Source organism: Rhizobium sp. BR 314 (assembly GCF_047445805.1).
Taxonomy (GTDB): domain Bacteria; phylum Pseudomonadota; class Alphaproteobacteria; order Rhizobiales; family Rhizobiaceae; genus Rhizobium; species Rhizobium lusitanum_B.
This window is the reverse complement of sequence record NZ_JARWLA010000006.1, coordinates 167,659-180,050: the sequence shown is the minus strand read 5'-3', so window position 1 is coordinate 180,050 and position 12,392 is coordinate 167,659. Positions and strand designations below refer to the sequence as shown.

Here is a 12,392-nt window from a genome sequence, read left to right as displayed (position 1 = left end):
GCATCTTGCGTCGGCGGTTCAGCCGGCGGCAAATTGGGCCTGGCTCTCGAAGGTCGCTTCGCCCAATTAACCGCGGCACGCGTCAGACACCTGTTATCATCGAAACGATCTCGTTCTTGTCCGTTTCGGATGTCTTGCGAATCCCGATCTGCTTTCCCCGGCGAAGCACGCAGATGCGATCGGAAAGCTTGAAGACCTGATCGAGACTGTGGCTGATGATCAAGACGCCGATATTGCGGGACTTCAGCGACTGCACGATGGCCTCAACCTTCGCCGTTTCAGCGACGCCGAGCGCTGCCGTCGGCTCGTCAAGCAGGATGAGCTTCTTTGCCCAACGCGTGGCGCGTGCGATTGCCACGCCCTGCCGCTGGCCTCCGGAAAGATCCTTGATCGTGGCATGTGCAGATGGGATGCGGACATCGAGTTCCTGCACCAGTTTCTCGGTTTCGGCGATCATCGTCTTGCGGTCGAGCAATCCAAATCCGTTGGTCAGCTCGCGCCCGAGAAACATGTTCATGTAGACGGTCTGCTGATCGGCGAGCGCCAGATCCTGGTAGACGACTTCGATGCCGTGCGAACGCGCCATCGTCGCGCTCGACATGGCGACCGTGTCGCCCTCGATGGTGATCGTCCCCGATGACGGCGCATAGACGCCGGAGATGATCTTGATCAATGTCGACTTGCCGGCGCCATTGTCGCCGACCAGCGCCACGATCTCTCCGGGATGGATATCGAGCGAAAAATTCTCGATCGCCACCACGGCATCGAAGTTCTTCTTGATGTCCTTAAGCGCAAGGACAGGAACGGAAGCGTTCATCTCGAATACCCCTATACCGGCCAGGACTCGGCTTCGCCGAGGCTGTTCTCGATCGTTTCGACTTTGGGCTGCCCTTTGGAAATACCCGACACTCCGACGACATAGGCGCGGGTAACGAAAGTCTGGCCACGGAAGCCGAACACTGCCGTATCGCCCGGCTTTGGCGCACCGGGGCCGCCGGCATCGATCATGGCATAGTAGTCGATCATCGATGGGGGCGGGATCTCCACGCTTCTAAGCGCTGTCGCCGCGACCGTCGGCTCGTCTGCGACAATAGCCTTGACGTCGTAGTCGGGGAAGACCGGATCGATGTAGAAGCCGCCGCCGAGGCAATAGGCTTTGCCACCCGACAGATGCGATACTTCGGTGACATAGCAGACGGCCGGCAGTTCCGGCAGATCCTCGACCGCATGCAGCGCCGTCGTGCCATGCAGGCCGTTGCCGGGCTCGCATTGGGTCGCACCGGCGTCTGCAAGCGCCTGCAACAATATCGACGACGTCGTCCCCGGTGCATTCACTTCGACATCGCTCCGGCCAGCCTTTGCAAGCACGTCGGCCGCCTTGGTCAGCGTCGCGAGATTGTGGGTCGGAATGACCTTGCGCGTCTTTTGATCGAAAAGCAGGGCGGGGAATGTGGTGATGCCGGCAAACCGGCCGCCATCAAGGCGATCGAAGCTATCAGCGACCTGGGCGACGTCTGCAGCATCGAAGCCGCCTTCATGACCGCGGTAGAAAGTATCGCCTTCGGCTTTGATACGGGCGAGCAGATTTTGCGTGTAGCCGGCCGCTTTCGCACCGGCGGCAGCTTCGCTCGCCTTTTCATCGTTGAAGACCGTCCAGTAATCGGGACGAAAACGCGCGGCTGCCGCTTCGGCCTCGTGACGCGCGACCTGCTGGAGATGGCCGAGATGGCCAACTTTCAGACCGGCGCGATGCGTCGCGCGGGCACAGGCCATATCAACGGCAACGGACCGGTCGATCCCGCCGCGCAGGACCGCCTGTGCAAAAGAGCTGGCGCGGCCAACCTGCTTGGTCATCGCGAAGATCTTCAGCCTCAGGCGGTCGGCTTCCGTCTTCAGGACACGCGCATTGGCCTCGACCGTATCGAGATCGAGCAGATAGGAATTGGCGGGGATCCGGCCCTCGCGGTGCAGCGCGATTGCTGCCTCGATGAATTTCGGATTGCGGCGGCGAAGTACGTCGAGAAACATTGGAGAACCCTTCTTCAGCGCTGCTTTTCGCGCAGCGACACGGCAACTGCCGCAAGAATGATGAAGCCACGGACGATCATCTGATCGGACACCGAAAGTCCCATGAGGATGAGGCCGTTATTGAGCATGCCCATCATCAGCGAGCCGACGAGTGCGCCCACGATCGAGCCCTTGCCGCCGTTCAGGAGCGTGCCGCCAACGATGACGGCGGCAATGACCGTCATCAGGTCAGTTTCGCCGAGCGTGTATTTGGCGGCCTGCAGGCGGCCGGCATAAAGCAGCCCCGCGAGACCGGCGAGACCACCGCTCAGCATCATGACCGTCAGGCGAATGCGCGCCACCTTGATACCGGAAACGCTGGCCGCGCGGGCATTGTCACCGACCGCGAGCACATGCGCGCCGAAGCGGGTCTCGCGATAGATAATGTGCCCGGCAAGGATGGCGAGGACGGTCCACCAGATGAGCGAGGGAATACCGAGGAGCGTCCCGGAGCCGAAGAAGCCGGTAAACATCTCATCGGTGACGGGTACGGAACGGAGATTGGTCAGCGACCGGGCAACGCCGGCAAAGAGCCCCATAGTCGCAAGGGTGACCAGGAAAGAGGGCAGCCGCACATAGGCGACCAAAACACCATTGGCAAAACCGATTGCCAGTCCAGCGCCTAAACCGGCGAGAATGCCTGGCACCATGCCGTAGCTTCCGATAGTGACGGCGGCGGTCAATGCCGACACTGCAACGATCGACCCGATAGAGAGATCGATCTCACCCGCCGACAGCACGAATACCAGGCCGATGGCCATGATGGTCACAGGCGCGGTCTGCAGCACGATATTGGAGAGGTTTCGCGCGGTCAGAAAGCCGCTGTCCTTCAGCACGACAGCAAAGAACAGAAAGATTGCGACGAAGCCGAAATAGACGACATATTGTTGAAGATTGATGCGGCTTTTCATGGGCATGGCCGTTGCGCCTGTTTTACTAGCGATAGACAAATCGGTTCTTCCGAGCGGGATGAAGCGGCAGGACAAGCCTGCCGCCATGCGTTATTTCAAAGCGGCGGCAATGCTTGCCGGCACATCCTTGTGAAGCGACTTTTGCCAGCCTTCCTTCACGCCATCCTTGGTAACGGCGAGTGAATCGACCACCAGGAACGGCGCTGCCTGTTTGCCGACCAGCGATCCGGCCGTTGCCCGCGCTGCGGTCACGCCGATATTGTAGGCCTCATCCGCGACGAGTGCCGTAACATTGCCACCCTTGACCATATCGAGTGCCGCCGGCTCATTGAGGTCGAGCGCAACGATCTTGGTGTGGGTATTGCCGGCAGAACGCAAAGTCGAAAGTACGCTCAGCGCAGGCTCCGCCCAGGTGACGTAGATGCCGTCGAGGTCGGGATGCTGCGTCACGAGCGCCTGGGCGATTTCCTCGGCACGTGCCGGATCGGCCATGCCCTGCTCCGCGACCATCTTGATCTCGGGATAGTCCTGCTCGATGGTCTTCTTGAAGGCCTGGTCGCGCTGGTTGGTCACATAGAAATCGGCATCATGGAAGATGTAGCCGACCTTGCCCTTCTTACCGAGGGCAGTTGCCATCGCAACGCCGGCCTTCTGCCCCATCTGGAAGAGATCGTCGGAGACGATCGTCACGTAATCCTTGCCCTGCGCATAGCCGACGGGAGAATTGTCGACGAAGCCAAGCTTCACGCCAGCCTTGAGGGCGGGATCATAAACATTGGCTGCCGTGGCGGGATCGACGGGCAGCGACAGGATAATCGCCGGCTTCTTGGCAAGCACCGTCTCGATGTCGGACTTCTGCCGCGCGGCGTCGAAGCCGGCATTGGTCTCTGCGATCACCTCAACGCCAAGCCGCGTGAATTCGTCTCGGGCGCCAGCATTGACCGCCGTCGTGTATTCGCTCATTTCGTGCCAGACGAGAGCAGCGGAGAACTTTCCGTCCTTGATCTTTTGTTCTTCTGCAGAGGTCAGGGTGTAGCTTGCTGCCGCTGTCGGCTTTTCACCGTGCGGGCCGGAGGTCTGGCCCTCCGCTGCGAGGGCGTGGCCGGAGACGAAGGCTGCCGCGACGGTGAGTGAAAACGCGGAAATCATACGCATGGAGTTTACTCCGAAAATGTGCCGGGGAGCCGGCGGCGATATGAGCCGCCGGCCTGAGCAATTACTTTGCAGCGTCGAGAACCGACTTCGGCGCATCGCGATTGAGCGACTCTTTCCAGCCCTCGGCAACATTGGCCTTGGTCACGGTCAGCGCCGGCGCGATGATGAACGGTGGCGTCTTTTCGCCGATCAGCGACTTCAATCCGGCTGCGGCCATGACGCGGCCCAACTCATAGGCCTTGTCGGCAACGATGGCGGTGACGTTGCCCCCCTTGACCATATCGAGGCCGACGGGCTCCGAGAGGTCGAGCGTGACCACCTTAGCGTGCTTGTTGCCGGCGCCCCGCAATGCGGCGAGTACGCCGTCGGCAGGCTCGGCCCAGGTCACGTAGATACCGTCGAGATCGGGATGCTGCAGGAGCATGGCGTTTGCAAGTTCTTCGGCACGCGCTGGATCGGAGATGCCTTGCTCGGCAACGATCTTGATATCCGGATAATCCTTTTCGATCGTCGATTTGAAAGCACGATCGCGCTGGTTGGTGACGTAGTAGGTCGCGTCGTGGAAGATGTAACCAACCTTACCCTTCTTGCCGATCGCCGTCGCAAGCGCATCCGCTGCCTGCTTGCCCATCTGGAAGAGATCGTCGGTCGCGATCGCGGCGTAGTCGGAATCGTGCTTGTAGCCAGCCGGTACATTGGAAAGGAAGACAAGCTTGGTACCATCCTTGACCGCCTGCCGGAACGCTTCCGCAGAGGTGGTTGGGTCGAGCGGCAGCGCCAGAATGACGTTCGGCTTCGCGGCAAGTGCGGTTTCGATGTCGCTGCGCTGCTTGGCTGCATCGAAGCCGGCATCCGTGGTCACAGCGACCTCGACGCCAGCCTTGGCGAACTCATCCTTGGCGCCGGCCGAGACCGCATTGGTGAAATCCGACGACGTGTGCCAGAGCAAGGCCGCCTTGTAGTTCTTGCCCTTGAGCTTGGCGAGATCGGCGTCGGAGAGCTTGATTTCAGCGCTCTTCGTAGCGGGTTCGCCGGCCGGGCCGACCGTGTCTGCGTGCGCGAGCATCGGCGTGGCAATCAGCGCACCGGCCAGAAGCGCTGTAGTCAACATTGTCCTCATCAGCATGGTTGTGTTCCCTTTTGCTTTGTTGGTTCTGCACTTTTTATTCCGCCACGCCGCAATAGCGCGCCATGAAGCTGGCAAAGGCGACTATTCCGGCGAGGTATTCATCGATCTCGACATGTTCCTCGAATGTATGGCAGTTGCGGATGTCACCCGGCGCGCAATAGACAGCCGGAATGTTCAGCCGATTGACGAAAAAGGGCGTTTCAGACCAAAACGGAGCGCCCTTCAGTTCGCCGCGGCCCGCCATCGCCTTGGCAACTGAGGCGCAGAGCATCGATACTGCGGGCAGATCCGGATCGATCTCTGCCGCCGAACCGCCCACTTCGTGATCGCGGCCGGCCGGATAGGAGATCGCCACCTTGATATCGGGGGCGCCGATTGCACCGCGAATAACCGCTTCCACCTCCTGCGCGGCATCACCGAGCGATTCTCCGGGAAGCAACTTGCGAATGAGCGACAGCGTGCACTCCTCGGGCACCGCGATGAAACCGCCACCGGTAAGCCCGGTAATCAGCAGGAAGCCGCGCCCGATCAGCGGATGTTCTGCACGCGCTGCAATTTCATCGGAATGCTTCCATAGCGCCGACATGACGGCATGGCTTGCCTTCAGCGCATCCTTGCCAAGCTCCGGTACGCCGAAATAGGCCGATTTGCCTGTTATGGTAATGTCGGCGATGAAAAAGCCGATCTGGGCGGGATAGACGGCAAGACGGGTCGGCTCGGTGTAGACGACGAAATCTGGCCTGGCGACTTCACCGGCCTCAATGCGAGCGACATAATCCTTCACGCCAGCGGAAATGCCCGTGCCGGGCTGGCCGCTTTCCTCGTCGCCGACATAGGCGAAACCAAGATCGCCCTTCAGCCTGATGCCGGCTTTGTCGAGGAGCGACAGAGCCGCGAGCGATGTGCAGATGCCGGCTTTGAGGTCGCCCGAGCCGCGTCCCCATATCTGTCCATCGATAACATGCGCACCGAACGGATTCTCGCGCTCAGTGCCGGCCCAGTGCTCCCGCCATCCGTCGACATGCACCGTGTCGGTATGACCGATAAACTGCAGCCGCTTGCCGCCACCAGCGCCCTTACGCTCGCCCCAGACATTCGGCCGGCCGGGGAGAAACTCGGCCACACGCACATTCTCGATCCCGCGCGACTGCATCTCAGCGTGGAGCAACGAGACGAAATTGGCTTCATTACCGGTAATGCTCTCACGACCGATTGCGGCGCGCAGCAGCGCGATCGCATCGTCACGGTCAAGCGCCGCGGCAAGTTGTTCGGTGATGTCATCAGCAATCATCGCACGGCCTCCTTGAAGGACACTGTTTCGGCCGGCGGCAAAGACATCCGGCTGTCGGGCGCGTCGGCGCCAAAAAGTGCATTGTGCAGATGGCTCAACCCGATCGCAGTCGCCCCGACGATTGCCGCACGTGCGCCGAGCACGCTTGTCTCGACCTCGACCGGATAGGGAAAGCATTGCGGCAGGAACTTCCGCACCCGCACGACCAGTTCCTCGCGCAGACCGATTGAGCCGCCGAGAATGACCTTCTGCGGATTGGCGATCGCSGCGATCGCCGCGACGCCCTGCGCAAGAAGTCTGGCCGTCTCATCGAGCACCGTGGCCGCCTTTTCGTCGCCGGCCGCAGCCTTTTCGAAGATCTCCGGAACTGTTGCTGCCTCGCCGACCAGCCTGCGATAGCGCTCGATGATGCCGAACGAGGCCACAACGCGCTCGTAGGCACCCGTACGCAAGGATTCCGGATCAAATGGATCTGCGCCGAAAGGCAAGAAGCCCAGTTCGCCGGCGGCATTGCCAACGCCACGCACGAGTTGGCCATTGACCATCAGCCCGCCGCCGATACCGGTGCCGACTGCGATGTAGGCGAGATTGTCGATCCCCTGCCCCTGACCCAGCCAGTTCTCGCCGATGACGCAAAGATTGACGTCATTTTCAAGGGTGACATCGAAACCGAGCGCCTTCTCGAGCGCCGACGCGACATCCATATCCTGAATGCCGGGAATGTTCGGCGCCATGAGGATGCGGCCGGTCGACTGCTCGGGCGCACCGGGCGCACCAACCACGGCCATGCGGATTTTTTCGCGGGGAATATTCTGAGCAGCGGCGGCCTGCCAGCAGAGCGCTGCAATCTGATCAACGACGAACTGGCCACCTCTGCGATCGGTAGGCGCGACCTCCTCGGCAAAGACGTGGCAGGCAAGATCGGCGATTGCGACCCGCACCTTGGTGCCGCCAAGATCGACGGCCGCGATGTAAGCCGCATCTGGAATGAGCTCGTAGGTCACGGCGGTACGGCCGATATGGCCTGACGTTCGACCGGTCTCTCTAATCCAGCCTTCCAGCTCAAGCTGACGGACAATCTCGGAGATCGTCTGCTTGGACAGGTCCGTCTGCTTGGCAATCGAAGCGCGCGAAATCGGCCCACCTTGGACGATCGCTTCCATGACAGCACGCTGGGAGAACTTTCTGGAGATGCGCTGGGTATCGCTCACGACGTCCTCAATTAATTCGTTCTATCACCGAACTAAATCACGACGAAAGAACTGAGTCAAGAACCGTGATGTCCTGAAAAACGCAATCGGGTTATAAAGCGCTGACTGTGCGAGCTGCCGTGCAGCGGGTTTTGAATAAGGCCGGCCCGAGCCTAGGCGGATGGCGCCAGTGGCTTCGAATATCGGAGGTGCTGATTTTGCCGGCGGAAAAGCGAACGCATTCGCGATGTCGCTCAGGAACCGGTCAGCCTGAGCGCATCTTCAGCCCCGCTCGACCGATTGCTTGATCGCACGCCCCGCGACCGTTCTTGCGCCGCGCTCCTGGCAGAAGAAACAGATAGACATATGGTTGGGAAGGTAGTTACCGATCGCCGGCTAAACAGCCGAACATGCGGAAATCATGGAAGGCGCCTTTGAACCGCGCCTTCTGGCGAAGCGTGCCCTCATAGCGGAATCCCGCCTTTTCGAGAACCCGATCGGATCCCCCGTTTCCGGGTAGCGTCCAGGCCTCGATCCGGTTCAGTGAAAAATAGTCGAAGCCGCATTGAACGACCGCCTGCGCCGCCTCGCTCATCAGCCCTTTACCCCAAGCCGCAGGATGCAGTTCGTATCCGAGCTCGGCACAGCTCGCACGCCGGTCAAATCGGTTGAAACGGATAGCCCCAAGCAGGTCACCGGCACCCCGATCCTCGATAAACCAGGTACATCCCGTTCCCTTGGGGAAGATTTGACACATCCATTTCAAGGTCCGGTCGATTTGCGCCTTTGTCGGCGCATCGTACCAGTTCGAGAAGCGCGTGACTTCCGAAATCGAAATCAATGCGTGGAAGCTGTCTCTATCATCCATGCTTGGCTCGCGAAGCCGCAGCCGCTCGGTTATGAGTGCCGGGAATTCGCGGTCCGGCGCAGCTATCCTCATTCCTTTAAGCCTCCAGGAAGTTGGCAAGGATGATCTCCCGCCAGACCCGCGTCGGCGTAATCCAGGCATCCCAGAAATTATACTTGCCGGAGTAGATGACCGCGGCGATCCCGGCATCGGGCATCAGCCAGAGCCTCTGTCCGCCATTTCCGAAACCTGCATACCAGGGACGCGGATCAGCAAATGCCGGCGCCGGAGCATCCCCGGAGAACCATAGCCTTCCGTAGCCCAAACCATCCTCGGTCGATAATATTGCCGGCGCGAGCGATTGCGCGACCCAATCTTCCGAGACAATTCTCTGGCCGTTCCAGGCACCCTTCTGGACAAAAAGTGTGCCGATCTTCAGCAGATCGGGAGCGGTCAGGCGCAATCCGGATGCCGCCGACGCGACCCCGTCATGTCCGGCCGACCAGTGAAATTTCGCAATATCGAGCGGCGCGAAAAGAACCTCTTGCGCGAAGTCTGGCAATCGCTTGCCGGTACCCCTCTCGATAATGGCGCCGATCAGAGCAACGCTGCCGCCGGAGTAAATCCAGCGGGTCCCAGGCTCCGCAATGATTGAGCGCTCGAGAACGAAACGATAGCGATCCGGTGCATTCTCCATCGCAAGTTCGCTGTTCAGCGGGTCGTAATAGGGGCGGCTCTCATCCCACTCCATCCCGAGCGTCATCGTCAGCGCATGGTTGATGGTAATCCCGGCGCGAGCGGGATCCTTGGCCAGATCGCCATATTCCGGAAACTGCTCATATAGCGAGGCATCCAGGGAAGGGACCAATCCCCTGTCCAAGGCTATGCCGTAAAGCAGGCCGGTGACACTCTTCGTCACGGAGCGAAGATCGTGCAGCGTATCGGCGTCAAAGGCCACGTCCCCGAGAGAGGTCCCCCAGTTTTCATCAGGGCCAGTGCCGTAATATTCCAAGAATGTCTGCCCGGAACGGGCGGCTACCACCACATGCAAATCACGCAATAGGCCAGCTTCGATACCAGCCGCAAACTTGCGCCCAAGCGCGGGATCGAAGCCCAAGGCCTGCAAGGTTTCGCTATATGGCGCTGAACGTGAACTACCCTGTATTCCGGTCATGAATTCGCGCCTCCGCTATGCAACCTCTTGCAGCCTACAATCGAAGCGCGCATCCAGCAAGGCGACAAAACCGGTTTCTTTTGTCAATCGCAGCTCTGCAAACCTGCCCTATCCCCGTTTCAACTCTCCCTCGGCCGCCATGGCAAACGCGGCGACCGTTTTGTTGCGCCCACTCAACTTGGCCTGCAGCAGGGCGCCGTCGGCACGATTGATCAGTGTCGTCGTTGGTCCAGAAACCGGAGACGAAGCGACGCCGACGGAGATCGAAAGTGGGCCGACGATGCGACCGCGATAGGAGAAGGGAGTCGTGAAGACGCTCATGCGGAGCTTCTCGGCAATATCGAAGCCCCTTTCATCCGCAATGTCGGTCGCAATGACCGTGAGTTCCTCGCCGCCAAACCGATAGACCGTGCCGACATCGCCGACGGTGTCGGAAACGATCTGCGCGACATGACGCAAAACCTCATCACCGGCGTCATGGCCGAACTCGTCGTTGAAGCGCTTGAAATGATCGATGTCGATCATCATGCAGACAACCGTTCGCGCGGACTGATCCCTGTGAAGATTGTTCAGGGCTTCATCCAGGGAGCGACGATTGAACAGGCCGGTCAGCGCGTCGCGCACGGCAAGATTTACAAGCTTGTCACGCAGCTGCAGATTGGCGATAGCGAGGCCGATATTTTCGGCGATCAGCTCAAGATAGAGCTGCGGCGCATCGACGGCCGTCGCATCCTCCGTCCGATCTTCGAAATAGAGAAGCCCGATCGCCTCGCCGAGCGCGGTCAAGGGAACACAAAGACCAGGCACTCCGGACTCGTCCAGATGCTGGCAGGCAATATCGTTGTCGGCAACATGGCTCACATGCGGGCGTCCGCGGCGCAGCCCCCAGCAGGCCGTCGCTGGGAACGAGGGCTGCGTGTGTATCGGGTCCAGCCATCGGCTAACCTCGGTCAGCGCCGACTTGCTTTCGTTCATCGTATAGAGGCAGCCGGCAATACCCGGGAAGATCTGCGGCACGAACAGCGCCACTACCTCCGTCAGCTCATTCTGAGCGTAGCAGGCCTGCAGGCGGTGCATCATCTGCAGGATGAGGTCCTTTGTCTGCAGATCACGTTTCCGCTCGGCGTCCAGCCTGTTTCGTTCGAGACCATTCTCCCGGAAAATCTGGATCGCATCGTTCATCTCGCCGATCTCGTCGCGCCGGCGTTCGGTGGGAAGCTCGACGGCATAGTCTTGCCGCGCCAGCCGATTGACGACACCCGTCATCTGGACCAGAGGCAGCGCAACCCTGCGCCGAAGAATGAAATAAAGCACGCCGAGAAATATCACCGCCGTCAAGGCAAGTATGATCTTGGCCGCATCGCCCCAAAAGTTACTACGCGCCTGAGCGCTGTGGACCGCGGCCTCAGTGCGCGCCGTCGCCAAGGAACGGAACTGACTGACATCGTTGAGGAGCGCCGTCTGAAGACGCTCATGCTCCGGGCCGAACAGCATGTCCCGTGCACCCGCCTGATTACCGCCGCGATAGGTCGCAACCGCCGCTTCTTCAATTTTGTCCAGGGCCTCAGCGTCGCCGACGGCCTCTTCGACGATCTGCAACTCGCCATCGGGAATGCCAAGGCCACGCAGCTTGTTAATTGCGGCATCGCGCCGGCGCTCTTCGCCCTCATCGACGGTGAAGGCGTCGAGATGCCGCGTCTCGCCGCGCATGACATAGAGGCGCGCTTCGTCCGTGGTCTCTTCCGCGCCAAGCGCTAGCTCTTCACCCATGCTGCTCAACAAAAGGTGCTGCTCGACCGCCTGTCGCTCCTGTGTTGCACTTCGAGCCGACAGAATGAAAGCCACAGCGGACAGCACGGTCAGGACGACGGTAATGCCGTAGGCCCAATTCGTAATTGTCGTAATTCTCATCTGCCGACTTCCCTTGCGACTGGCTCTTGGATGCCTCAATCACCTGCTTTGCTGATCCCCCAGTTAAGACATCCATTTCTAGGGATAAAGGCAATTAAGCCATATGGGAGAGCCATTAGGGCAATTTGAAACAACTCTTCTTATGCCGACCGGTCGCCATGCGCTGCACCCTGGCATCGTCATTGCGTTCTACTGACGAGAATCCCGGCTCCGGCCGATGGCTAGCTCCGGGACTCCCGGCTGTCGTCAGGGGTGCGTACGACAGCGCGGTCAACAAATCGATTTTCAGACCGGCAATCCAGAAGTGGACCGCAAATTGGCAAATGCGAACTTAACTTCCACAAGTGACTGCCCCATTTCGAGGCACCGCCCTCGCGGGTCCGAAATCAATCTCCGCCATGATTGAATTCGTCCTCCGCAATTATTGTCCATATTGCTGGTGGCACAGGCGATGCTACCAACACAACTTCAACGCTGCGTGCAATTTCCTGAATTGCTCCTCGCTGTCTGCACGTTTTCTGCAAAGACGCGCACCACGATGGCGGCATGAACAAAGCGCCCGAAGAAATCTCCAACCCGCCCGTCCGCCTGCCTACCAGTCTTCTCCGGGAAAGCTGGTGGCTGGTAGACGATCACCCCCTTCAAACTGAGCTGCCTGTTCGAGAAGCTCAAATCATCCCCTTTGTCGCCGCCGAACGAACAACACGGAGCCGATGC

Annotated in this window: 10 protein-coding genes; all 10 read right to left on the bottom strand. The window is 60.0% G+C overall.

From position 1 onward, the window contains the following. Nucleotides 1–82: 82 nt before the first annotated feature. On the bottom strand, nucleotides 83–817 hold the full coding sequence (locus QD461_RS11055) for an ATP-binding cassette domain-containing protein (RefSeq protein WP_414087801.1): 735 nt from the start codon (nucleotides 815–817) through the stop codon (nucleotides 83–85). 11 nt (nucleotides 818–828) lie between these two features. Next, the gene (locus QD461_RS11050; RefSeq protein WP_414087800.1) at nucleotides 829–2,028 is read right to left on the bottom strand and encodes an alanine racemase; all 1,200 of its coding nucleotides are present in this window, start codon (nucleotides 2,026–2,028) and stop codon (nucleotides 829–831) included. Between the two features lie 14 nt (nucleotides 2,029–2,042). Further along, nucleotides 2,043–2,984 carry an ABC transporter permease gene (locus QD461_RS11045; RefSeq protein ID WP_246806241.1) on the bottom strand — a complete coding sequence of 314 codons (942 nt, stop codon included), beginning with the start codon at nucleotides 2,982–2,984 and terminating at the stop codon, nucleotides 2,043–2,045. 84 nt (nucleotides 2,985–3,068) lie between these two features. Beyond that, nucleotides 3,069–4,133 carry a substrate-binding domain-containing protein gene (locus QD461_RS11040; RefSeq protein ID WP_414087799.1) on the bottom strand — a complete coding sequence of 355 codons (1,065 nt, stop codon included), beginning with the start codon at nucleotides 4,131–4,133 and terminating at the stop codon, nucleotides 3,069–3,071. 61 nt (nucleotides 4,134–4,194) lie between these two features. Then, on the bottom strand, nucleotides 4,195–5,253 hold the full coding sequence (locus QD461_RS11035; protein ID WP_414087931.1) for a substrate-binding domain-containing protein: 1,059 nt from the start codon (nucleotides 5,251–5,253) through the stop codon (nucleotides 4,195–4,197). 43 nt (nucleotides 5,254–5,296) lie between these two features. Further along, nucleotides 5,297–6,553, bottom strand: a complete 1,257-nt coding sequence (locus QD461_RS11030) for a M20 family metallopeptidase (RefSeq protein ID WP_414087798.1) — start codon at nucleotides 6,551–6,553, stop codon at nucleotides 5,297–5,299. Then, complete coding sequence (locus QD461_RS11025; RefSeq protein ID WP_414087797.1) at nucleotides 6,550–7,764, bottom strand: ROK family transcriptional regulator; 1,215 nt, start codon at nucleotides 7,762–7,764, stop codon at nucleotides 6,550–6,552. The genes QD461_RS11030 and QD461_RS11025 overlap by 4 nt, the downstream gene beginning before the upstream one ends. A 361-nt stretch (nucleotides 7,765–8,125) precedes the next feature. Continuing rightward, entirely contained in the window at nucleotides 8,126–8,683 is a 558-nt protein-coding gene (locus QD461_RS11020; RefSeq protein WP_210325502.1) for a GNAT family N-acetyltransferase, read from the bottom strand. Between the two features lie 4 nt (nucleotides 8,684–8,687). Next, nucleotides 8,688–9,764, bottom strand: a complete 1,077-nt coding sequence (locus tag QD461_RS11015; protein WP_414087796.1) for a serine hydrolase domain-containing protein — start codon at nucleotides 9,762–9,764, stop codon at nucleotides 8,688–8,690. 108 nt (nucleotides 9,765–9,872) lie between these two features. Then, entirely contained in the window at nucleotides 9,873–11,675 is a 1,803-nt protein-coding gene (locus QD461_RS11010) for a diguanylate cyclase (protein ID WP_414087795.1), read from the bottom strand. Nucleotides 11,676–12,392: the final 717 nt, after the last annotated feature.